This window comes from Affinundibacterium macrobrachii (genome assembly GCF_014652415.1).
Taxonomy (GTDB): Bacteria; Pseudomonadota; Gammaproteobacteria; order Burkholderiales; family Burkholderiaceae_D; genus Undibacterium; species Undibacterium macrobrachii.
This window is the reverse complement of sequence record NZ_BMYT01000002.1, coordinates 222,385-245,974: the sequence shown is the minus strand read 5'-3', so window position 1 is coordinate 245,974 and position 23,590 is coordinate 222,385. Positions and strand designations below refer to the sequence as shown.

Annotated in this window: 15 protein-coding genes and 1 pseudogene; 6 read left to right on the top strand and 10 right to left on the bottom strand. The window is 48.2% G+C overall.

Annotated elements, in window-relative coordinates; all coding sequences use genetic code 11:
- Positions 1 to 42 precede the first annotated feature (42 nt).
- Positions 43 to 1,527 (bottom strand): tetratricopeptide repeat protein, encoded by a 1,485-nt coding sequence (locus IE103_RS06845; protein WP_189345301.1) that lies wholly within the window; start codon positions 1,525 to 1,527, stop codon positions 43 to 45.
- A 548-nt stretch (positions 1,528 to 2,075) separates the two neighbouring features.
- Between IE103_RS06845 and IE103_RS06840 the strand changes: the two genes are divergently transcribed.
- Positions 2,076 to 3,578, top strand: a complete 1,503-nt coding sequence (locus IE103_RS06840; RefSeq protein ID WP_229827155.1) for a diguanylate cyclase — start codon at positions 2,076 to 2,078, stop codon at positions 3,576 to 3,578.
- Between the two features lie 106 nt (positions 3,579 to 3,684).
- Here IE103_RS06840 and IE103_RS06835 read toward each other — a convergent pair whose 3' ends face one another.
- The 8 genes from IE103_RS06835 to IE103_RS06800 all read right to left on the bottom strand — a co-directional run bounded on the left by IE103_RS06835 (position 3,685) and on the right by IE103_RS06800 (position 11,151).
- Positions 3,685 to 3,999: a hypothetical protein gene (locus IE103_RS06835; RefSeq protein ID WP_189345300.1), complete on the bottom strand. Its 315-nt coding sequence runs from the start codon at positions 3,997 to 3,999 to the stop codon at positions 3,685 to 3,687.
- Between the two features lie 121 nt (positions 4,000 to 4,120).
- On the bottom strand, positions 4,121 to 5,536 hold the full coding sequence (locus IE103_RS06830; protein WP_189345299.1) for a M16 family metallopeptidase: 1,416 nt from the start codon (positions 5,534 to 5,536) through the stop codon (positions 4,121 to 4,123).
- Between the two features lie 10 nt (positions 5,537 to 5,546).
- The gene (locus IE103_RS06825; RefSeq protein ID WP_189345298.1) at positions 5,547 to 6,920 is read right to left on the bottom strand and encodes a M16 family metallopeptidase; all 1,374 of its coding nucleotides are present in this window, start codon (positions 6,918 to 6,920) and stop codon (positions 5,547 to 5,549) included.
- Positions 6,921 to 7,048: 128 nt separating this feature from the next.
- Entirely contained in the window at positions 7,049 to 7,441 is a 393-nt protein-coding gene (locus IE103_RS06820) for a hypothetical protein (RefSeq protein ID WP_189345297.1), read from the bottom strand.
- A 292-nt stretch (positions 7,442 to 7,733) separates the two neighbouring features.
- Positions 7,734 to 9,143 carry a cytochrome P450 gene (locus IE103_RS06815; protein ID WP_189345296.1) on the bottom strand — a complete coding sequence of 470 codons (1,410 nt, stop codon included), beginning with the start codon at positions 9,141 to 9,143 and terminating at the stop codon, positions 7,734 to 7,736.
- Entirely contained in the window at positions 9,133 to 9,807 is a 675-nt protein-coding gene (locus IE103_RS06810; RefSeq protein ID WP_189345295.1) for a TetR/AcrR family transcriptional regulator, read from the bottom strand. The genes IE103_RS06815 and IE103_RS06810 overlap by 11 nt, the downstream gene beginning before the upstream one ends.
- Before the next feature lie 166 nt (positions 9,808 to 9,973).
- Positions 9,974 to 10,252, bottom strand: a complete 279-nt coding sequence (locus IE103_RS06805; RefSeq protein ID WP_189345294.1) for a hypothetical protein — start codon at positions 10,250 to 10,252, stop codon at positions 9,974 to 9,976.
- A gap of 467 nt (positions 10,253 to 10,719) precedes the next feature.
- Positions 10,720 to 11,151 carry a hypothetical protein gene (locus IE103_RS06800; protein ID WP_189345293.1) on the bottom strand — a complete coding sequence of 144 codons (432 nt, stop codon included), beginning with the start codon at positions 11,149 to 11,151 and terminating at the stop codon, positions 10,720 to 10,722.
- 581 nt (positions 11,152 to 11,732) lie between these two features.
- On the opposite strand from IE103_RS06800, the gene IE103_RS06795 reads away from it, so the two are divergent.
- The 5 genes from IE103_RS06795 (at position 11,733) to IE103_RS06775 (ending at position 22,015) form a co-directional block, all read left to right on the top strand.
- The gene (locus tag IE103_RS06795) at positions 11,733 to 16,499 is read left to right on the top strand and encodes an NAD-glutamate dehydrogenase (protein ID WP_189345292.1); all 4,767 of its coding nucleotides are present in this window, start codon (positions 11,733 to 11,735) and stop codon (positions 16,497 to 16,499) included.
- A 315-nt stretch (positions 16,500 to 16,814) separates the two neighbouring features.
- A complete protein-coding gene (locus tag IE103_RS06790; protein ID WP_189345291.1) occupies positions 16,815 to 17,120 on the top strand; it encodes a DCL family protein in 306 nt (101 codons plus the stop codon).
- Between the two features lie 18 nt (positions 17,121 to 17,138).
- A complete protein-coding gene (locus IE103_RS06785; protein WP_189345290.1) occupies positions 17,139 to 18,059 on the top strand; it encodes a HamA C-terminal domain-containing protein in 921 nt (306 codons plus the stop codon).
- A 6-nt stretch (positions 18,060 to 18,065) separates the two neighbouring features.
- Positions 18,066 to 20,150 (top strand): DEAD/DEAH box helicase, encoded by a 2,085-nt coding sequence (locus IE103_RS06780; protein ID WP_189345289.1) that lies wholly within the window; start codon positions 18,066 to 18,068, stop codon positions 20,148 to 20,150.
- Between the two features lie 194 nt (positions 20,151 to 20,344).
- Positions 20,345 to 22,015 carry a DUF6119 family protein gene (locus tag IE103_RS06775; RefSeq protein ID WP_189345288.1) on the top strand — a complete coding sequence of 557 codons (1,671 nt, stop codon included), beginning with the start codon at positions 20,345 to 20,347 and terminating at the stop codon, positions 22,013 to 22,015.
- A gap of 517 nt (positions 22,016 to 22,532) precedes the next feature.
- On the opposite strand, the pseudogene IE103_RS18685 reads toward IE103_RS06775, so the two are convergent.
- Positions 22,533 to 23,546, bottom strand: a pseudogene (locus IE103_RS18685) (IS110 family RNA-guided transposase).
- Between the last annotated feature and the right edge of the window lie 44 nt (positions 23,547 to 23,590).

Genomic DNA, 23,590 nt, shown 5'->3' with positions numbered 1-23,590 from the left:
TTAGGCTTTGGGAAGCATATTGAAAACTAGGCTCATACATTGCTAACCCAAAGCGCATTCAATTTTTGTCCCAAGCTTTGATAGTGATGTGTGCCAGTCGTCTATCTTGGTTTGCCTGATTAAGTGTAGGCTTGGATACCATGGACTATCTTCACGTTCAAGTAGCCAACGCCAATCTGCATTAAATGGAAGTAATAACAGCACGGGCTTGCCTAAACCGCCAGCGAGGTGTGCAACACTAGTATCGACGCTTACAATGAGATCAAGCGATTGACAAAGTGCGGCGGTGTCAGAAAAGTCATGTAGTTTGTCTGAAAAATCGAGGATTTTTGGGTGTGCTTGCAGCACTTGATGATCTTGCGGCCTATATTCTTTTTGTAAGCTGACGTATTGAATGTGTTCCTCATGGGTCGGCAGATAGGCAAGTAAAGTCGCTAAATCGATACTGCGCTGTTGGTCATTCTTATGATTACTGCTTCCATTCCATACCAATCCAACTTTTCGACCTTTGTACGCAGACAATGTTTGACGCCAATCTCGTAACTTGTTTTCATCTGCTTTCAGATAAGGGATATCGTTTGGAATACTCGCTAGATCCAAGGTTTTACACGCCAATGGTAGGCTCATTAAAGGAATCTGAAAATCAAACTGCGGATAATGTTCAGGGCGGACGATACATGCATCGACGCCCTTAAGTGTTTGCAATAACTGAAGTAGGGGGGCTTGTACTTCAAATATTACATATGCGCCCAGCGCTTTTATCAAAGGGATATAACGGCAAAATTGTAAAGTGTCCCCTAAACCCTGCTCACTGTACACATAAATGGTTTTCCCAACTAAGTCAGTCTCCCCTAACCACATTGGTTGGCTGAATTGGCGACGCTTTTTCGAAGCGCTAATTCCCTCACATTGCCAACGCCATTCATACGCCGACCACGCATGCTCAAATTTACCCAATTGCAGCAGACACAGGCCACGGTTGTATTCCGCATCCGCAAAATTTGGTCTTAAGGAGACCGCTTGGTCATAACTAGAGAGTGCCTCTGACACTTGGTTCAGTTGACGGAGGGCGATGCCGCGATTGCAGAAAGCTTCTGGATAGTTAGGACGTAAGGTAATGGCCGCATCGTAGTCTTGCAATGCTGATGCAAACGATCTTAATTCAGATTTTAAAATACCTCGATTGTAAAATGCGTCAGCCAAGTTGCGGTCAAGTGCAATTGCTCGATCGTAGTTCTTAAGCGCTTGATCAAATTGACCTAAACTCTTTTGAGCGACGCCAAGGTGACAATAGGTTACAGCAAACTTGGGCCGCTGTTGTATCGCATGTTCAAAGTAACGTATTGCTAATGGAGAGTCACGCATCTGCTGTGCGATTACACCGAGCAATAAGTAGGCATCGGTCAAGTCGGGTGACTGCGTGATCGCTTGTTCATATAGTGGCTTCGCTTGTTGTATTTTGCCTTGTTGATGAAGCGCGTAGGCTTGTTGGAATAGCGCATGGGCTAAGGTAGTTTGCGTACTCATCTAGTATTTCTGTTTTTAAAGTGATTTATGCCGCAGTCCAATGACCCCAAGAAACAGCAAACTGCCATGGAAAAGCTCCACCCAGGGCTGCTGTTCCGTAATTGCAATGGTGAATTAAGGGCGCGAAGTAACATTTGAAGTCGCATTTGTAGTGGTGTTTGTTGGAGTGAATGAATCGAGTTGTCAATTGGTAAGAATCCAAAATCAGTGCGGGCAAAATTAATGCTAAATTATGTCTAGATTGTAGTCTTTTCGGCATGTGCGTGGCTCAGAACATGATCTGGAGTCTGCTGCGCTTTGATTACTTTCCAATTGCCTCAGCCCGCTAGATTTATCTGTCGCTTCTTTGATTTATCTAAAAGTGTGCTTTTGCTGAAATGCTACATTGCCATCATAAACAATGGTGACCCCTACGCAATACAGCGGATTTACTTGAATGTGATTGTCGAATGAAACCAAGCTAGCGCATTATTGCCGGAATAGCGCCGTGCGTGAACTTTTAATTATCTGTCCTATCTAAAGCCTTACTCTATTTGCAAATAATCGTCATGCGTAAAGCTCTGGTTTCCACCTTTTATCCCTTATTGAAGCCCGTTCTACTATTGCTTTCAGCAATGACTGTGAATGCTGTTTCTGCGAACACCCTCGCGAGTGTTGCTAATGATGCCCCCATATCGGCGACAGCTATCAATTTCACGCCAGAAGAACGCGCCTATATTCAAAAGGCGAAGCCAATCACGATGTGCGTCGATCCAGATTGGGTGCCGTTTGAGCACATTACCCCAGAAGGCAAGCATGAAGGAATTGGTGCCGACTTGGTTCAGTTAGTAGTGCAGCGGGTTGGCTTGCAGACGCAATTGGTGCAAACTAAAACTTGGGAAGAAAGTTTAGCTGCATCGAAAGCAGGTCGCTGTCAGATCACCAGTTTTTTGAATGAAAGCGCTAATCGCGCTGCTTGGTTACAGTTCACTTCGCCGATTTTTTCTGATCCCAATATTCTGGTCGCGCGAGAAGAGCATGCTTATGTCGGTGATTTGCGTGGCTTAGTGAATGAGGTGTTAGCGCTGCCGCGTGGCACCATGGTAGAAGAGCGGATTCGACAAGAGTTTCCCAACTTACGTGTGGTGTTGACTAATACCGAGGAGGAAGCGATAGAGCTCGTTTCTACACGGCAGGCAGATTTGACCGTACGCTCTCTAATCGTGGCGGCCTACGCGATCAAGAAAGAAGGTTTGTTTAATTTAAAGATTGCCGGTCAAGTACCGCAGTTCGTCAACCAACTACGTATCGGCGTTCTTAAAGATGAGACGCTGCTCTTGAGTATTCTAGACAAAGGCGCACGCACCATCACACCGCAAGAGCGAGAAATGATTTCGAATCGCCATGTCTCGGTGAAAGTGCAGCAAGGAATCGACTATCGATTGTTCTGGAAATTATTGGGTGGCGCGGTGGTGTTATTGCTCATCTTTTTTTATTGGAACCGCAAGCTCAGTCATCTCAATCGCAAATTGATCCATCTGGCCGAAACCGATCAATTAACTGGTTTATACAACCGCCTTAAAATCGACCAGACTCTCAATATCGAAATCCATCGCGCACAACGCGCAGCGCAATCCATGAGCGTGATTATGCTCGATATCGATTTTTTCAAACGGATCAACGATCTCTATGGACATCAAGCTGGCGATCAATTATTGGTCGGATTGGCGGAATTATTACGTCAACGAACACGCGAGATTGATTTGGTTGGACGTTGGGGTGGTGAAGAATTTATTGTGATTTGCCCTTACACCAACCTCGAAGGTGCGCTATCGCTAGCAGAAAACCTACGCGTCACAGTCGAGCAACAGCAGTTCGTACAAGACCAACACATAACGATCAGTGTTGGCGTATCGACTTATCAAGAAGGTGATACAGGCAAAGACCTAGTAGCACGCGCCGATGCTGCGCTATACGCCGCGAAGAATGCGGGTCGCAATCGGGTTCGCGCGCAGATGCTAGAGCAAGTTGATGTACAAATAGATGGTGTCAAGGTCGTTAAACTGGCTTAAACAAGTTCGAATCGCTTCTTGTTTGTCGATCGGGTTTAACTAGCGCGGGTTGCAATCGCCCTGCATATTGCAAACATGCATGCTCGCTGGAATCTTAGACGGATCGTCATGCCGACATGAAGAACATTGAAAACAGCTCACGATCAAGCGGCGAGCCAAACGGTCCCTCTTCTCGCAAGTTTGTACTAAAACCTCTTGGATTGTTATGGGCGATGAAGCCGAGTAACTCTTGTCCAACATAGACCGCAACCGATTCGCCATCCTTAGACCAAAGAAGCTTAATCGACGCTTCGCTTGGCACTGCCCGTTTAGCAGCATCAGTGACATAACCTCGCGTCGCTGGTGGAGCGGATTCTGATGGGCCAAGCTCATTTAAGTTTTCTGGTCTCAGTCTCTTTAGTCTAGTCTTGGTAAATTGCACTGGGCGTGTGTTGCAAAAAAATGAGAGCTGTACGTAGCTTATCTTGCGTCGTTAAAACAAAGGAGTGATACCACTACGCTTCATAAAAAGTCTTCTAGTCGATGTTTGAACACTTTTGCGATCAGTGTTCGCGATTCTGGAACTTACCGTAATTCTTTAACTGTTCTGCTACTGCTTTTGAGTCGCCTACCACCACGACTGACATTGCATTTGGATCGAGATACCTGCGGCCCATTGCCTGTACCTGCGCGGAGCTAACTGCACGCATTTTTTGTACGTACTCACCAAGGAACTCCGCTGGCAGGCCGACCAACCAGTTATTGGCGAGGGTTGTGGCGACAGCGCCCTGCATTTGAGTCGAGATAAGGTAACCGCCGGCGACATAGCGTTTGGTGTCTTCCAGCTCCTGTGTCGGCACGAGTTCATCGCCCATGCGTCGCAGCTCACTAACGAACTCTTTGAGCGCTGCGCCAGTGACTTCGTTGCGCACATCGGCAGATGCTGTTACGCGGCCGCCAGTACGCAGTACATTCAAGCCACCACGTGCACTGTAGGTGTAGCCCTTATCCTCGCGAAGATTCTGCATCAGGCGCGAGCTGAAACTGCCGCCGAGTACCGTGCTGGCAAGTTGTAGTGGGATGTAGTCGGCGTGGGTAGCGGCGATCGCTGGGCGGCCAAGCCGGATCGTCGATTGGACGCTTCCAGGACGATTGATCAGAACGTACGTCGGTGGCATGGTGCGCGCTGCCGTGGTGTCCTCGACCGGAACTCTAACGCTCGCACGCCAGCTGCCAAAGGCCTCTTCAGCAATGCGCATGGCTTGAGACGGCGCAATAGAACCCGTTATGATCAGGAGCGTGCGATCCGGTCGGAAGCGAGCGGCGTGTGCCTGCCGCAGCGCTTGTGACGTGAGGACACTGATCGCTTCCTCAGACAGCGTGATGCGGGCGTAGGGATGATCGCCATAAATGACCTGCGTTAGGGCGCGTTCAGCTTTGAAGCTAGGTTGAGCCTCCTGTGCTTTCAAGCCCTGCAGCGCGTTAGCTTGAGCAAGACGGACTTCCCCTTCGGGAAAACTCGGCGTACGAACGATCTCTGCCAGCAGGCCGAGCATTTGTGGCGTTTGCGATGCGAGCGCGTTACCGCGTACGCTGATGCCGTCAGCACTAGCGATTGCGTCGATTGCGCCGCCAAAACCCTGTGTTGTTTCGGCGATCTCGCGCGAACTGCGTTTGGCGGTACCTTCGATGAGCAGATCGGCGAGCAGACCAGCGAAGCCAGATGTGTTTGCCGTGTCGGCGGCCAAACCCGCTCCGCGCACCGCGAGCACCGCATCGACGCGCGGGAGACCCGTTCTCGGTATTACCCACACTTCCATTTCGTTCGCGAGTATTCTCTTTTCAATCTTGGGGACCGGCAGTGGCTTTTCAGCCCCAAACGACGGCAGGTGTTTCGGTAGCTCGGCCTTAGATCCAGCGAGGGCGGAGCTAGACAACAGAGTGGCTGCGGTGAATGCGAGGATTGTAGTCATGTTCATGGTCGTCTTCCTACTTGGATACAGTCGTTGGCGCCGCGTTGATTCTTGCGACGGGTACACGGTCGATGACAGTACGATTGCTCAAGGTTAAATAGGTCTTTGCAACGCGCTGCAGATCAGCTGCGGAGACCGATTCTATCCATGTAGGAATGGTATTCACGACATTTGCGTCCCCCCACAGCGTATGCAGTTTGGCTAGCATATCTGCGCGACCAATGAAGGGTTCTAGATGCTTGTACCAATCGGCCAGCATTCGCGTCTTGACGCGTGCGAGTTCTGCTTCACCCACGCCTTCGCTGCCTAGCTTGGCGATTTCCTCGTCGAGTGCGGAAAGCACGGCGTCAGCATTCGTAGTGGGCTTATAGAGCGCAAAGACGGTGAACAGCGTTGGGCCATCGTATTCCCATGGTCCAACAAGTCCGTGCGTATCGACATTGAGTGCTATCTCTCGACCCTTGACAAGGCCTTGATAGAACCGTGAGGCGTTGCCGGCCCCCAGAAGTTCGCTCAACACGGCCATTGGTGCTTGATCCTTGCTGCCCCGTGCAGGCATCTTCCACGCTGCGGCGATCGCTGGCACTTGCGCTAATTCATCGGTCTGCTGAAGACGTTTTTCCTGCGTGTTCAAGCCTTCGCTGTAGTCGGGAGCCTTTGGCGTAGGGCGAGCATTGATGCCACCGAAGTACTTCTCCGCAAGCTCGAACGCCTCAGCAGCAGCGATATCTCCGGCGATACCAATCACCGCGTTGTTGGGTCCATAGTAATCGTGATGGAACGCCATGACGTCTTGCAGGCTCGCGTCTTCGAGATCCTCGAAGCTACCGTAACCGTCGTGATTGTTTTCCCATTTTTGGAAAGCGTGCTGGCCGATGTCGATCCACATGAAGCCGCCGTAGGGTTGGTTCTTCACATTGATGCGGATTTCTTCTTTCACCACATCTTTTTGGTTCTTGAGCGTAGCGGGATTGAAGTCAAGCGTTTTCATGCGATCCGCCTCGAGCCACAGGATCGGCTCAAGCGCAGTGACCGGTGCAAGCGCGATGTAATTGGTGAAATCCGGGCCAGTGGAGCCATTGTAGCGGCCACCGCCACCAGTGATCACCTTGTCGAACACACCTTCCTTCGCGTTGGGCGAGCCTTCGAACATCAGGTGCTCGAACAGATGCGCGAAGCCGCTGCGGTTGCGCGGTTCTAGGCGCATGCCTACGCGGTATACAACACTTACACCGACCGTAGGTGAGCTACGGTCTTCCGACACCACGACCGTTAGTCCGTTGTCGAGTTTTTTCATCGCTACCGGCACCTGCCATCTGTCGAGCTGAGTCGCTTGCGACGAGAAAGACAAGAGTGCACAAAGTACGGTCGGGAAAATGAAATGTCGCATTTGCGCTCCCTAATTAATAATGAAGAATGAGTAAAATGATTAGTAAGAGGTGACTTTAAGTTTTGGAATGCTCGCGCCCGATAATGACTTGAGTAAATGTTCTTAAAGAGGCTCATTTGGTTGCGTTGTTATGAGGCACTCGCGGCAAACCATGTGAACACAGCGGTAGCTAACAGCGCGATCCAGCCTGGATGCCGCCCCTTGGTTCCTACAAGTACCAACAGAGATCCGCCAAGATTTGCAAAAATAATCGCATTTAAAACGAAAGGGAGAAGCGAAGTGTCATGCGGGGCAAATGCAAGCCGCATTAGAACGCCGGCAAAAGCCCAGCCTAAGACCGAGGCCAAGTGCCATGTTGCCCAAATGATGCGGATATTTCGTCCACGAAGCGGAGGTGCACCAAGTGTGGGAACAAGCCCACCGTTGCGGAGATGCCGAAAAATCAGTATTTCTCCAAGCACGGAGTGAACAATACCTGTAATGATTCCGAGAGTGCCTGCAATGAAGAACAGAATCTGCATATTAATTTTCCATGATGTGCTTTGTGCTGACTAACAACCAAGAAAAGGCATTGACGTGCCGGATGAGCGTTCGGATGAATCTAGTATTTCTAATGAGGCCTCTCGATCAACAACACTGATTTATTAGCTTTGCCAATTCAGGAATAGGCCAGCTTGTTGCCATCCGTTGTCACAAAACTGTATTGGCGTTCGTCTTCTTTGTGTACGAGTGTCGAAACGGCTAAAACGGATTGTGCGAGCAAGCATCTCATGTCATTCGTTGAACATAATAGATTCGATAACAACAGTCACCTCATGACGTCGGCTTCTTGCGTGCATCGCGCCGCGTAAACCGTACACGCATGGTCGACTTGGGCTTAAGCGCAAGGTCCACAAAGGGTTCGGGCAGAACCGCGCCGTCTTCTAGGGCGAAGTCAAAATTCTGCACGAGATGAGCGGCAATCAACGCCATTTCCATACTGGCGAAATGCTGCCCGAGGCAGAAATGTGGCCCCGCCCCAAACGGCATGTAGGCGCTGCGTGGGATAGGCGAAGCGTCGGGCATGAAGCGGTCGGGGCGAAAGCTGTCCGGTTCTGCAAATGATCGCTCATCATGATGCAAGCTCCAGATCGGCACAGCTACCAGTGTGCCTTTTGAAACCGCTGTCTCACCGATCATGACGTCGCGAAGCGCGACGCGGGTAAACAAAGCCGTGGACGGCGAGTAAAGACGCATCGCCTCTTTGATCGTAGCGTTTAGATAAGGTAGACGCGCGATGTCTTCCATCGGCGGATTTCCAAGATTTGCGCCCTCTATTTCGCTGCGCAACTTTTCCACGATATCCGGATGTGTCGCCATCAAACCAATCCACCATGTCAGTGCTGAAGACGCGGTATCGAAACCTGCGCTGAAGAGCAGGATGCAGTTGTCGTGGATTTCCTGCGATGTCAGCGATGCGCTGCCGGTCGTCGGAGCGTCGTCACGTGCTGCCAGCAGCATGTCAAGCACGTCATTGTGTGTGCCGATGTCTTTGGGTTTGCTGATTCGTGCTTTGATATGCGTAGTAATTAGGTCGCTGATGGTTTTGATGTGCTTAAGCTTGGCAGCACGACCGGGGTAAGGTAGCCAGTTTGGTGGAATAAAGGTCCAGTAAACCTCACGCATGCTTTGTCGGGTTAATGCGCGGATGGCCATTGAAATTCTGTTGGCTTCGGCTTGTGTCGTCGCATGAGAAAAAAGCGTGCGCAGAATGACGTCCATCGTGATTCGCGTAGTCAGGAAGTCAACATCGACCAATGCACTGCGCCCGGGCACGACCGGGAGTTCTTCGCCAACGCTGGCATCGATAGCATCACGCATCAGATTCAAGTAACCGACGACGCGCTTGGGTGAAAAACCCGGCGTCAATATGCGTCGTTGACGCTCCCAGTCCGCGCCTTCGGTGGTGAGTACGTTTTTTCCTTGAAAGGATTCAAAGATCTTGAGCAAGCGAGCTTCGCGCGTGAAGTCGGACTGATGATCGACCAGAATCTGGCGTACTGCATCAGGACTGAAAAAGTAATAGATGCGGCGAAACAAGATGTTCAGTCGCGCGACATCGCCAAAGTGGCGCTGGAAGTGACTGGCCGCGCCCAACGGGTCCTTCTGTATGTAAGAGATTAGCGGCAGACCCAGTGGGGCTGTTCTGATGGGCGCTATGTTGTTGCTGCTGTCAATCGTCATTTTTGGCTCCTGTGACACTTGATGTCGGTGGTTTCGTTCGAGGCGTGTTTGCTATGCCGTGCATGGCGAGATCAAAAGCGGCAAGAAATCTTTGTGTCAGGTCCACGCTTGGGTCATTGAGCCAAGCGGTAATCGCACCGAAGAGTAGGTACTCAAAGTTCCAGGCGATTTGTGCAGCCGTCTGCCGATTGTCTACCTCGCCAGAATGCTGTGCGGCCTCGAACATCAGGGTGAGAATTTGGCGGCTACCGCTGTTGGCATTTCCTTCGCAGGGCGTCTCTTCACCATAACGAGCCTGACTGGTCAGATACCGGAGGTAGTGAGGCAAGTAAGCCTTTCGCGCTGTATGCCAAACAGCTGACTCGCACAGCAGATAGTTCATGCGGGATTCAAAGGTCTTGAATGCAGCAAGTGTGGCCGCTCTTTCCACCATGCCGGCAGCGATATCCTCCCGAAAACAATGCGCGAGGAGGGCTTCTTTGACCGGGAAGTAGTTGTAAAGCGTGGCTTTGGCTACATCGGCCTCATCAGCGATCAATTCCATCGAGACCATATTGTAACCATGCGTCTCAAACAGACGGAAAGCAGTAGCCGCGAGGTGACTCGCGGTTTGCTCTCGTTTGCGCTCTCGGCGTTTGCCTTTGGCGGCAACGGGGTCTACCATCAACACTCCAAAAAATGAACTTCGTACAAAATTATACGACGTTCATTATTTTCATGTCAAATGTTTGACAATCCCATGGTCAGTGTTCTTCAGCGAGCCTACTTTTTGGCTCATTGTTTGAAAAAATATTCAATAAAGTTGTTGAGCTGGTCAGCTTATCTCGCATCTATTGATTGGACTTTTCGCCATGACGGGACGTCAAGATGTCGGTCGTGCGCCTTTGTTGTAAGTCCTCCATATTGAAGATGATTCTCCCGCCAATCATCTGCTCGGTGGAATAACTCAGTTTATGAATCAAACTCATCTTGTTCGGCGTTATAGTTACATAGACAGGCCATCGATTGACTTGGAATTGATGATTCCAATGCTGACTATCGGTTACTGTTTTGACATCCCTTTCGAACGTCGCTTGTGCGAAGGGCTGCATTTGGACTAAGTCTGCCACTGGGTTCTTTCGATTGAGTTTGAAAGTCTCCATTTTGGATTGATCAACGCTGTCGATGAAGCGGAAAGCCCGATTCTGCCGACAACGATAGGTTGTATTTTGTGTTCCAGAAAGTGCTTGCGCGCTGATTTTTGGAAGAATGGGGCGGCGGCTAAAGCTTTGTGATTGACACCAACATTTTCAAGAGCGATGCCAATCACCGAAGTGGTGTGCTGAGTGTAAAGTTGGCGTGTGATGCCGCCTCCTCATTGAGTTTGCCTGCTCGTGAATATCTTGAAGCGCTTGATTTTTCGGAGGAGACACTTATTACACTTAAGACTGCTTCGTAAGTTAGGAATTAATTTTATCTCGTTTGGCTGCATTAGCCTCAACCTCAACAAACCACGCAGGGTCAACCAACTCGGAAACAAATACACCCACCCTACATATTACAAGCATGCATGTTCGCTAGAGTCTTGGACGGATCGTCATGCCGACATGAATAGCATTGAAAACAGCTCACGATCAAGCGGCGAGCCAAACGGACCCTCTTCTCGCAAGTTTGTACTAAAACCTCTTGGATTGTTATGCGCGATGAAGCCGAGTAACTCTTGTCCAACATAGACCGCAACCGATTCGCCATCCTTAGACCAAAGAAGCTTAATCGACGCTTCGCTTGGCACTGCCCGTTTAGCAGCATCAGTGACATAACGTCGCGTCGCTGGTGGAGCGGATTCTGATGAGCCGAAATCATCTAAGTTCTCTGGTGCGTCTATAGTATTCAAAAGCCAGCAATCCGCTATCGGGTTATCGCCGTTGGGTTCGGTCAGATAGCACCAAACGGAAGAGCCCTCATCGACCACGACGACATTTCTGTTAGAAGTAGAATGGTATTCAGTCAAAAACAGTGGTTCGTTCATTGTGCTGTCCAGTTAGTTTCGTAGGGCGGGTGCAACCCGCGCGGTGCTTTAGATCTAGCTTGTGGCTTGTATCCATTCTATTGATGACATAAGAATCGGCAATAGCGTGCTGCGTTAATACTGATTTAATGCTGATCATTCTATCAAGCCTTCTTGCTAGCTCAAATAAAAATACCTGAGCTAGCTTGCATAGCTGATCGGTTCTCACGATCCCGAACACAAACAACAAAACACCCAAAGCAGCACAGACAGCTAAACATTCCAACAAGGCAGGCAGTTTGTCGCGCGACTGGCATTTGATTTAAACCAAACAATCTTATTCCACGCACTGGTCTTACCGCCCGCCAATTTCAATTAAAGCTACACTAGCGCCACTTTGGCTAGTGGTCTGCTCGCTGTTGGAATTTCCTCGCTGCATTTGTCATTCCCTCTCGAATGGAGGATACTTGCAATATGGGAATTTCTAGAGACTTTCCACTAGGTTTGATTGTCAGCTTTCTTACCCAGAAAGTGCGTGCAATCAAACATTAAAACTAAAACAAATTGGCACTTCTTGAACTTTAAACAAGTAAGGAACAAGCATGACCTCATCCCATTTTGCCGAACTCATGGCATATGCCCAAGAACATTCTGGCTCAGCCAGCAAACGTCAAGGCGGCTTTATCGCTGCTTATTTTGAAAACACCGATCCCGATGAAATCACCGCCCGTGGCGCGGCGAATTTATTTGCCTTGGCGAACGCGCATTGGCGCTTGTTAGACACTCCGCGTGCGGCGAATACGCCGAAGATCCGCGTGTTTAACCCTAGTTTGGCAGAAGATGGCTTTGTCAGCGAGCACACCGTGGTGCAAATCGTGAACGATAATATGCCGTTCTTGGTCGATTCCGTCACGATGGCGATTAACCGCACAGGTCGTACCGCACACTGGATCGTGCATCCTTTGATGAGCGTAGCGCGCAATGCCGATGGCAGTATTGCCGAAGTCAGTACCGTTGCCGCAGCAACTGCTGCTGGCCGTAATGATCCGGTGGAATCCTTGATTTTGGTCGAATGCGATCGCATCGTCAGCGCAGCCGATCAACAAGCGCTGGTCGATGATTTGATGCACGTGCTTGCCGATGTGCGCAGTGCTGTCGTCGATTGGCAGCCAATGTTAGGTCGTGTTAAAGAACTCATCACCGCCTCAGAAAAATTCACTAGCACGCATCAAAGTCATGGCGAAGGCATCGCCTTTTTGCGTTGGTTAGAAGACCGCCATTTCACTTTCTTGGGTGCGCGCGATTACGAACTTAAACGCAATGGCAATCAAGTTAGTTTGGTAGCATTGCCAGATTCTGGCCTCGGCATTTTGCGCGGCAAGGTCAATACTAACGAAACCTTATTGCCGCCAGAAGTTGTGGCATTGATTGATTCCGACGAAACGGTCTTAGTCACCAAAGCCATGACACGCGCCACCGTGCATCGCCCAGCATGGCTCGATTACATCGCGGTCAAACGCTTTAATGATGCGGGACAAGTGATCGGTGAATCGCGCTTCCTCGGTCTCTATACTTCCACCGCGTATTCCGCACCCGTCAGCGAAATTCCACAAGTGCGCCAACGTACCGCTGCCGTGATGAGCGCAGCAGGCGTGGTACCAGAAAGCCATGCAGCAAAAGCCTTGCAATCGATTCTCGATGACTATCCACGCGATGAATTATTCCAAGTCGATACCGCAACTTTGACCGATCACGCGATTGGCATTTTGCGTTTGCAAGAGCGTCAGCGTGTGCGTTTGTTCTTGCGTCGTGATCCGTTTGGTCGTTTCACTTCCGCGCAAGTATTTGTGCCACGTGATCGTTACAACACCGAATTGCGCGTCAAGATCAGTAGCGAATTAATGGCCGCCTTAGACGGACATTCGATCGAATTCACACCGATGCTGACCGATAGCCCATTAGCACGCATCCATTACTTGGTACGCGCTAAAGCTGATGCACCGATGAGTGCGAATGTGAACGTCGCCGCGCTCGAAGCGCGCATCGCCAAACTCGCGCAACGTTGGGAAGACGATTGCAGCAACGAACTCTTGCGCACGCATGGCGAAGGCCGTGGTTTAGATTTGGCAAATCGTTTTGCGAATGCTTTCCCAAGTGGATATCGCGAAGACTTCTCGCCACAAGCAGGTGCCGAAGATGCCGATATCTTGGCAGGCTTATCAAATGCCGCGCCATTGGCAGTCAAACTGTATCGTCCTTTAGATGCCGTCGCGGGCTTATTGCGCTTTAAGATTTACAACACCTCCAAAGTCGCCCTGTCCGATTCTCTACCTGTGCTAGAACGCATGGGTGCACGCGTACTCGACGAACATCCTTACCACGTGGCAGATGGCGCGAGCGAATTGTGGATTCATGATTTGGGTTTGCAATTACCAGTTGAAACTGATCTGGCTGCGGTCAAAGCCCGTTTTGAAGAATTGTTCTGCCAAGCATGGCGCGGCGAAGTTGAGAGCGATGATCTGAATCGTTTGGTATTGAACACCGCACTCGACGCCCGCTCTATCGCAGTCTTGCGCGCATGCTCACGCTACTTCAAACAACTCGGTTTCGCCTACAGCCAAAACTATATCGAAGCGGCTTTGAACAAAAACTGTGGCATCACGCAATTGATCGCAGAATTATTCGGCGCACGTTTCAAACCGGATTTTGTTGGTGATCGTGATGCAGCACAAAAGCATATCCGCGAACAAATCGAAGCCGCGATGAGCCAAGTCGCCAGCCTCGACGAAGATCGCATCTTGCGCCAATTCATCGCCACTATCTTGGCAACGCTGCGTACCAACTTGTGGCAAACCACAGAGACCGGCGCGTTCAAGCCTTACATGAGTTTCAAACTCAATCCACGCGAAGTGCCAGGCGTACCAGAACCAAAACCCTTGTTCGAAATCTGGGTCTATTCCCCACGTGTCGAAGGTGTGCATTTACGCGGCGGTAAAGTCGCGCGCGGTGGTTTGCGTTGGTCAGATCGTCGTGAAGATTTCCGTACCGAGATTCTTGGTTTGGTGAAAGCGCAGCAAGTTAAAAACACCGTCATCGTGCCTGTCGGCTCTAAAGGTGGTTTCGTCCTCAAAAATCCACCCGCGATGTCGGATCGCGAGGCCTACCAAGCCGAAGGCGTGGCATGCTACAAGATCTTCTTGTCTGGTCTGTTAGATGTGACCGACAACATCGTCAAAGGCAATGTCGTGCCACCGACCAAAGTGGTGCGCCATGATCCAGATGATCCATATTTGGTGGTTGCTGCTGACAAAGGCACGGCAACTTTCTCTGATATTGCGAATGGCGTTTCAGCCGATTACGGCTTCTGGTTAGGCGATGCATTTGCCTCTGGTGGCTCAGTTGGTTACGACCACAAAAAAATGGGCATCACCGCACGCGGTGCATGGGAATCGGTCAAGCGTCATTTCCGCTCTTTCGGTCACAACACGCAGACCACGCCATTCACGGTCGCGGGTATCGGCGATATGTCGGGCGACGTGTTTGGTAACGGCATGCTCTTATCCGAACAAATTAAATTGGTTCTGGCATTCGATCACCGCCATATTTTCATCGACCCAAATCCCGATGTTGCTAAATCATTTGCTGAACGCCAACGCATGTTCAATCTACCACGCTCCAGCTGGGATGATTACAACAAAGACTTGATCTCGAAAGGCGGTGGCGTCTATCCACGTGGTGCTAAATCAATTAGCTTGAGTCCCGAAGCCCGCGCTGTATTAGGCATAGAGACCGCAGAACTCACGCCTGTCGAATTGCTCAAAGCGATCTTGCAAGCGCCTGTCGATTTGCTCTACAACGGCGGTATCGGAACCTACGTCAAAGCCACGTTTGAAACCCATGCCCAAGTCGGCGACAAATCCAGCGACGCTTTCCGCGTCAATGGTAACGAGCTGCGCTGCAAAGTCTTGGCAGAAGGCGGTAACCTCGGTTGCACCCAAAACGGTCGTATCGAATTCGCGCAAAAAGGTGGCCGCATCTACACCGACGCGATTGATAACTCCGCTGGTGTCGATTGCTCTGATCACGAAGTTAATATCAAAATCTTGGTCGGCGCGATCACCGAAGCAGGCGATCTCACGCTCAAACAACGGAATGACTTGTTAGCCTCGATGACCGATGAAGTCGGCCACTTAGTGTTAACCGACAACTACTACCAAGGCCAAGCACTCGACATCGCTTGCCACCGTCCTTTGTATGTACTCGATGGTCAACAACGCTTGATGCAAACCTTAGAGCGCCAAGGTCGCTTAAACCGTGCGATTGAATTCCTCCCATCGGATGAAGAAATCGCCCGTCGTCGCGCCCACAAACAAGGCTTAACTGCACCAGAAAACGCAGTCGTCTTAGCCTACGCCAAGATGGCGGTGTTTGATGAATTGGTCGCGTCTAATTTGCCAGACGATCCCTTCTTCAGCCGCGCTTTGAAAGCCTACTTCCCTCAAGTTTTATCAGAGAAGTTCCCAGAAGCGATTGCCAATCACCAATTGAAGCGCGAGATCATCGCCACCTTCATCACCAACACGGTGGTCAATCGCACTGGCGCCACCTTTGTCAATTTCATCGCCTCAGAAGCCGCCGCTTCCGCCGCCGATGTGATTCGCGCCTTCACCTTAGCGCGCGAGATTTTTGACTTAGAAGCGCTGTGGGATCAAATCGACGCCTTGGATTACAAAGTCGATTCCAAACTGCAATTAGACTTGCTCAGCAAATTAACAGCGATCGCACAACGCGCCTCACGTTGGATGCTACGCGCTCGCACTCAAAACGCCGATTTACCAACGCTGATCCAACGCTATCAACCAGGCGCACGCGAACTCCGCGCCAATGTCTCCACATGGTTGCCAGCAGCGGCCTACGCCAGCTTGCAAGAAGCCAGCGCAGCTTTGGTACAAGCTGGTGTGGAAGCAGGCCTCGCCGAAAATCTCGCCGCCTTGGAATTCATCTTCCCAGCGTTGGATTTAGTCGACCTCGCACAAAGCACAGGCAGTGATTTAGAAAAAGCAGCGCGCACTTATTTTGGTGTCGATGCCGAACTCGGCTTAACCGGCTGGCGCGATCAAATCAATCGCCTACCTACCGACACGCTATGGCAAACACAAGCCCGAGGCAGCGCCCGCGACGACGTGTATTCCATCGCCAGCCAAGTCACCAAATCACTGCTATCACGCCAAGAAGACATCGCAACATGGCGCGAACAACACACAGCAGCGATTGCGAAGTTGAATCAATTGTTGGCGACGATTACGACGCAGGGTGCGGATTTAGCGCCTGTGTCTGTGGCTTTGCGGGAGTTGCGTGGGTTGGCTTGAGGTTGAATGTTGTTGAACTTTAGGGTGGGCACGATTTTTGTGCCCACGCATTTTTGAGTTGAAAATAATGTGAAAAATTATTTGAAATGATGAATGTGAAATGAGAATTATCGGATATGATTCAGCATCAATAAAAATTTTTCCGGAAGCGCAGCACCAATGCATCAACACATAAAAAATTAAGTAAGTAAAAAAATGGCGATCAACTGATCGCCATTTTTTTTACATGTAAGCGGACTGCCAATTACATATAAACACAACTGAAGTAATGCAAAACGATAAATTTTTTTGTCTCAACGTTTAGGAAAATGAGAAATGGTACGAGGAAAATTTGTAACTCTCGATTCAGTGCATTTCGCAAACCAGAGCTTGGCTCACGCCTTTTTCAAAGAAATACTTAATCGGTATGTTCCTGGCGAAATTGTCACCCCTGAGGATACCGTTCATCTATTTGGATTGTTTAAGAGACACCCAAACTATTTAGAAAAGAATGGTGCTGGAGTTAGTCATTTTGAGGTGATGGCTGCGGATTATGGATCCCAATGCTTTTGTGCCGTTCTGAAAGATGGCAGCAAAGAGGGTTTCTCGTACAAAAGGTGTATTACACAAAAAAATGATTAAATCTTTGAGCGCGCGACCATGATAGATTTCGAAATACTTATTGACGACCATTATCTTGACATCTTCAAGGATGTAGTAATTTCTCCTGCTAATAACAAGAGCATTTTGAGTTTAGTAAATGATTTTGAAGATCAAACTTGGCGATATGAACGATTTGAAAACTTCGTTTGGGACAATATTGCCTTGACAGCATTGTCTGCTCAAGAACGCGAAAAGCTATCAGGAAAAAATTCAACTACTCTAAGGAATTCTGCTAAGAATCTTCGACTATCCGAAACGGAGGGGGATATTGGACAGGGTAGCGAACTTGCAGAAATTGTCCTATATGGGATTATGCATCACCATTACAAGGCGTTATCAGTTGTGCCAAAGATTTTTCACAAACAGAACGTTCAGGATAACGCAAAGGGTGCTGATAGCGTTCATATCGTTATTGAGGGCGACGACGATTTTTCACTTTGGTTTGGAGAAGCAAAGTTTTTCAACAGCATCGAGGATGCACGACTGCCAAAGATCGTTGAGTCGGTAGGAAACTCTCTCAATACCGCAAAATTAAAAAAAGAAAACAGCATCATTACGAATATGTCTGACATAGATCACTTAGTTACAAATAAGGAGTTAGCGACCAAAATTAAGCTCGCGCTTTCTCCAGATATTTCGATGGATAACATTAAATCGAAGATTCACATCCCTATTTTACTTCTGCATGAGTGCGCGATCACCAACGCCGCAAAGGAGATGAACGATGACTATCGGCAAAAAATTCGTACCTACCATTTAGAAAGAGCTACTGCCTACTTTAAGAAACAAATCGACAAACTGGCTCACACGGTAGGTAAATATTCAGAAGTTAAGTTTCATATCATTCTTTTTCCTGTTCCGGATAGGCCGAAATTAATAAAAAATTTCACTAACGCCGTTGCGTTTCATAAGGGATAAAGCTTAATGGAAATCTTTGAAGAATGCGTGGCTATCAACGATTTGCTGCAGGCTAATCAAAAAGCTGAGGCGAGGAATTGTCTCATTCGCTTACTTGATAAGCTTAATAAAATTAATCAACCGTACGATCAACTGGTGAATCATCTTATAAGGGAATCTGGCCTTTTCCCCTATTTGGATCCCAATACATCAAGTTGGCAAGATCGGTTCGTTTTTGAGTCGTTTAAAGTAGATATAGGACAGTCAGCACCAGTAACGCTTCATAGCGAACAGTCACTGGTGCTGAAGCATCTATTAGATGGAACGAACCTTGCCGTTAGTGCGCCAACTAGCTTTGGAAAAAGTTTAATCATTGATGCATATATTGCGATAAAACGACCAAAAAATGTCATGATTCTTGTGCCTACGATTGCATTGACGGATGAAACTAGGCGACGTCTGAGTAAGAAATTTTCTTCCGAATATAAAATTGTAACTACTTCAGATGTTGAACTCGGCGAAAAGAATATTTTGATATTTCCTCAGGAAAGGGCTATTCAGTATTTTGATAAACTAGAGCATTTGGATCTGTTTGTTGTCGATGAATTTTACAAGGCAAGTCGAGAATTTGATAAGGAACGCTCGCCTGCACTTTTAAAAGCGATGATGAAACTTGGGGAAAAAGCCTCGCAAAAATATTATTTGGCACCGAATATTTCACATCTTGCCGATAGTGCATTCACTAAGGATATGCTGTTCTTACCTCTTGATTTCAATACAGTGTTCCTTGAAAAGCATGACCTGTATAAAGATATAAATAAGGATGCTCAGAAGAAGAATGATGCATTGTTAGGAATACTTAAGCAGCAATCTAAATCACTTATCTATGTTGGCTCATATGCAAACGTTGATAGTGTAGCGACTCTACTGATTGAGAGTACGGAAAAGGAGAGTAGCGAGTTATTAATAAATTTCTCTAAATGGCTTGCGACAAACTACCATCCGAATTGGAAGTTAACAGCATTAGTGAAAAGGGGTATTGGCGTTCACACAGGTCAACTGCATCGATCATTAAGCCAAATCCAGGTTCGCCTTTTCGAAGAAAAAGTGGGTGGATTACAAACGCTTGTATCAACCTCTTCAATTATTGAAGGAGTGAATACATCTGCTGAAAACGTCATTGTTTGGAGCAACAAGAACGGAAAATTGAAACTTAACGATTTTACTTATCGCAACATTATTGGACGTGGTGGACGAATGTTTAAGCATTTCGTCGGGAACATATACATACTTGAAGAGCCTCCGATTCATAAGGACACACAGCTAGAGTTAACTTTTCCTGATCAATTACTGGCTGATGTTAGCGAAGGAGAGTACAAACAGGCACTTTCAAAGGAGCAGCTAGCAAAAATAATACACTATAAAGAGTCGATGACCGAAGTTTTTGGCCAAGAAGTATTTGATCGGTTGAGGGACGAAGGCGCATTAGTTTCTGGCGATACTGAGCTAATTATGGCAATCGCTCTAGCAATCAACGAAGATAAAAAAACATGGAGAGGGCTCGCAAATTTAAATGCCGCGACCAACGAAAATTGGAGCTGGATTCTTTATAGAGTTTTAAAATTAATTCCTGCTGAATGGGATTCAACTCATACAAAATTTGTGGAATTTGTAAGAGTTCTATCTTCCAATTGGAATAATTCGATACCCGAGCTTTTGGATCAACTTGATGAACACAATGTAGCTATCGAAGAGTTCTTCAAAATGGAGCGTAAGGCAACATTTAAGCTGACAGCACTATTGAACGATATAAATGTCATTCAGAGAGAGATTATTCCAGAGCACAAAATAGACATTTCCCCATTCATTGCACGATTATCTAAGGCATTTCTGCCCTCGTGCGTTATGGAATTAGAAGAATATGGGATGCCGCGAATGTTGACAAAAAAAATTCATTTAGCCCGACTTATTGATTTTGAAGATGAAACCCTTTCTCTGCATTCAGCAATCAATCAATTGCGTGAAATTAGATCCAAAATAACCACAAATGTAGACGGACTAGGTGCGTTTGATATTTATGTACTGGAGTATTTTTTCGACGGCATCTCATAAAGTTCCGAGAATGGTATGCGTGATCAATGAAATGTAAACGAACTAATATGTGGCCAGTTTCGAGTCTATTTTTTGTTCCATTGAAGTTTGGCAATTCATAGCCATCTGTGACTTGTAGCTATCGGAATTGACGTTGCGCGCTAAGACGAAGTGACCAATTCATCCTACCATTAAAATTTCATAAGAAGGAAGCGATGCCGACCTCAGTATCCACCAGAAAAAAGGCAACCTCGTCCAACGCCAATCTTGAAACTACCGTAGACCTGTCGATTCGTCTCATGAATCCTGGCGTCAAGTCAGCTGACGCCCTGAAAGCCGAACATCGGTTGGTAGAACATGATTGCAATTACGGTTTGTTATTCTACGAGACACCAAATGCAGAGCCACCCGATTGGGCTAACTTCCTCGAATCTGGTGCTCCCGGCCTTAAAGCTAAGCTGAGCGGCCAGCACTCGTCCGCCGTATTGCTAATCGAGGTGGGATCAACAGGGGCCACGCGCCTGTTCACCATATGCTTCGGGCAAGGTCATCACGCCATTGAGACCGATCGTATGGAGCGACAATTCGGTCTTCGCGTTGTTCTGAACAGCGTCGCACGTGACAAATTGCGCGGACTTGATAGCGCCAGCCTTGACTCCACGGTGATCCAGCGCCGAACCCAAGCCAGCCGCGAAAGCGATCTGCTAGAATTTGGGCTTGATACTAATCGTGATTTGCTGCGTCTTGCGTCTGGCAAACCGAGCGATGTTGCGCTCGCAAAGGCAATGTCCGGCAAAGATGCGCTGCAAGTGCGAAAGAAGATGGCGATCTCTAGTTTGCCGCATTTTTGCGCAGAACTACTCAATATTTATAACGCCACGGAATACAAGAAAGATTTTAAGTTCATTGATCAAATCAAACCGGTGCATAGAGGCGCACTTCTTGATGACCTCAACGCCGCGCTATTTTCTGAACTGCGCGACCTAGTTGCTGGCAAGCTCTCTGATCTGCATTTGGCAGTGCCGGATTTCCTTGGACCAGACCAAGTGCCGGAACTCTGCTATTACGGTTCGAACCTTCCGCAAAAGAAAGAACGCTTCTCCACGTTGGCAATCGAAGATTATATTCACGAACTGACGGGCAACTTCGCAAAAAATAAGGACATCGAGGATATTCGTACTCATGAAGTCCGTGCGATGAGCACAGACCCTAGAAAATCATTTGGTAGCATGAAGGTGTATGACTGTTTTGTTTACGAAACCATCCACAATAATACCACTTATATATTGTTCGATGGGCAGTGGTTCGGGGTCAGCGACGACTACTATCAAGAAGTGGAACAGTCCTATTTAGAGGTGCTTAAACCTGCCTTTCTGTCGTCGTCCACTGCCAAAAATGAACGCGCTTTGATCTCTGAATTGTGCGATCCAAGGTATACCGATCTGCTGTGCATGGATCAGACCAAAGTCTCCCCCACAGGAGCGAATGGCTCGAATTTGGAACCCTGCGACTTCTTTTCTAAGCAACAGCAGTTTATCCACCTTAAAGATTCTGAGGCGTCCGCGCCGCTCAGTCATCTGTGGAACCAGGGACTGGTTTCGGCGCAATCGTTTCGGCTTGACAGTAAATTCCGGAAAGACGCCCGTAGGGAAGCTGGGAAGCGCGAAACGAAGCATGCTCGTTCCGGCTTTGTCAATTTGTTGCCCAAAGTGGCGAACATCAACCCATCGGACTTCACCATTGTGTATGGCGTCTTGAAGAAAATGAACGCGCGCACGAAGAAGCTCAACATTCCGTTCTTTAGCAAAGTGGCGCTCCGTGGCGTTGTCGAACAGCTGACCATGATGGGGTACAAGACGGAACTACACTTGATTGAAAAGCTCTAATTTCGGAGGAGCACGGGGTCACCCATTAGCCCCCGGTAGTCAAGTAGTCGAACCAAATACTCGCAAATTACCGCGATAAAAATTTTCTTATCACGCCATCACACATTCGTTTCAAAATGCCGTCGTGCCTTTTGCTTCAATGTGTGGTTGCGTGAATCGCACCAGTCACCCATGTGGTTCTAGCGAAAATATTGTTGCTGTTTTTCGCCCAAGTCGCATTGCTACTCCAGAAGCATCTCAGTACCGCTTTGTGTCCAATTGATGGGCAGATCTGTGGCTACCTTGCGGTTCCAACCCCTTGTGGCTCACCGAAGTTGCAACTGCGAGACGACTCATTTTAAACAAACTATTGTGATGGCAAATGCAACGTGTCCAATCAGTCCTAATGGTTTGACATCCATCTGTTCGATTTGACTTGCGTCGACAGTCCAAATGAATGGCGAAAACTACGCGTCCAATCAAGCCTAGTGGTTTGTCATCCAACCCCGATTACTGGCTCACGCAGCCTTGCCAAACCTTAAGTGAAACATCGTTCCACCGAAAATACCTCACCTGTTTTAAGCATATGAAAACAGGCTCTTGCTAATTTATGCGCGACCGCTTTGATCGCCACAATCCCGTTGCGTTTGGCTTTTTTACGTTGATAAAATTTCTTCGCCACTTCGCTGTAACGTATCGCAAAATTAGCGGCCTCAACGTACGCCCAAGCTAAGAAACGATTGCCATTCTTGGTATTACCTTCGCCTTTCTTCTTGCCGTTGGAGGTGTGCATGCTACTAACACAACGGCAATACGACACGTAGTTACCGACATCTTTAAATCGTTCTATCGAACCCGTTTCCAACAGAATCACGGTTGCCAGTACATCACCAATGCCAGCCACACTTTTAAGCAAAGGAAAGCCAGGATGCTGTTGGCAATGGCTTGCCAGTGCTTTCTCAATCAGGTCGATTTGTTGATCTGTCGATTGCATCAGACTCAAATTCGCTTTCATCGGTATTGACGCCATTGCATCGAGACCCATCGCATCAATATCGCTGCACGATAATTTCTTAATGAGATTGCTCGATAAATGTGCGCCGCGTTGTTGATCCATTTGCGTTTCAATCGATCAAATATGTATTGAACGTTGCTGTACCAATTGCATACGCTTGCGTGCCAAATCACGAACTGCACGCTGTTCCTTCGGCATAATATGCCCAGTGGGCAATAGCCCTAAACGAAACACGTGCGCCAAATGACGTGCGTCCGATTCGTCTCCCCGATGCTTCAAACCGTCATATTGTTTGATGGCGGTCGTATTGGCCAAGTGGACTTGAAAACCTTGTGTTTGCAAGCCATCCACCAACCAATACCAATTAAAAGTTGATTCCACCACGACACCCGCGAGTTGCGATTGATACGGCATCAACGCACTGCATATCTCGTCGAAATTATTCGGATGCCTTCTGCTGTAAATCACTTTGTCTGATTCATCCAAAATAACGACAACGCTATTGTTCGAATGTAGGTCTATGCCGCAAAATAACATACCGTCCTCCCTGTTAAAGTTTCGTTTCGCAACTCAACTTTACT

Bases quoted from the DNA above. Each gene is read 5' to 3' on its own strand.
- IE103_RS06785 (WP_189345290.1), top strand. From the start codon at position 17,139: ATGATAGATTTCGAAATACTTATTGACGACCATTATCTTGACATCTTC.
- IE103_RS06795 (WP_189345292.1), top strand. From the start codon at position 11,733: ATGACCTCATCCCATTTTGCCGAACTCATGGCATATGCCCAAGAACAT.
- IE103_RS06775 (WP_189345288.1), top strand. From the start codon at position 20,345: ATGCCGACCTCAGTATCCACCAGAAAAAAGGCAACCTCGTCCAACGCC.
- IE103_RS06820 (WP_189345297.1), bottom strand. From the start codon at position 7,441: ATGCAGATTCTGTTCTTCATTGCAGGCACTCTCGGAATCATTACAGGT.
- IE103_RS06800 (WP_189345293.1), bottom strand. From the start codon at position 11,151: ATGAACGAACCACTGTTTTTGACTGAATACCATTCTACTTCTAACAGA.
- IE103_RS06780 (WP_189345289.1), top strand. From the start codon at position 18,066: ATGGAAATCTTTGAAGAATGCGTGGCTATCAACGATTTGCTGCAGGCT.
- IE103_RS06840 (WP_229827155.1), top strand. From the start codon at position 2,076: ATGCGTAAAGCTCTGGTTTCCACCTTTTATCCCTTATTGAAGCCCGTT.
- IE103_RS06810 (WP_189345295.1), bottom strand. From the start codon at position 9,807: ATGGTAGACCCCGTTGCCGCCAAAGGCAAACGCCGAGAGCGCAAACGA.
- IE103_RS06830 (WP_189345299.1), bottom strand. From the start codon at position 5,536: ATGAACATGACTACAATCCTCGCATTCACCGCAGCCACTCTGTTGTCT.
- IE103_RS06790 (WP_189345291.1), top strand. From the start codon at position 16,815: ATGGTACGAGGAAAATTTGTAACTCTCGATTCAGTGCATTTCGCAAAC.
- IE103_RS06815 (WP_189345296.1), bottom strand. From the start codon at position 9,143: ATGACGATTGACAGCAGCAACAACATAGCGCCCATCAGAACAGCCCCA.
- IE103_RS06825 (WP_189345298.1), bottom strand. From the start codon at position 6,920: ATGCGACATTTCATTTTCCCGACCGTACTTTGTGCACTCTTGTCTTTC.
- IE103_RS06845 (WP_189345301.1), bottom strand. From the start codon at position 1,527: ATGAGTACGCAAACTACCTTAGCCCATGCGCTATTCCAACAAGCCTAC.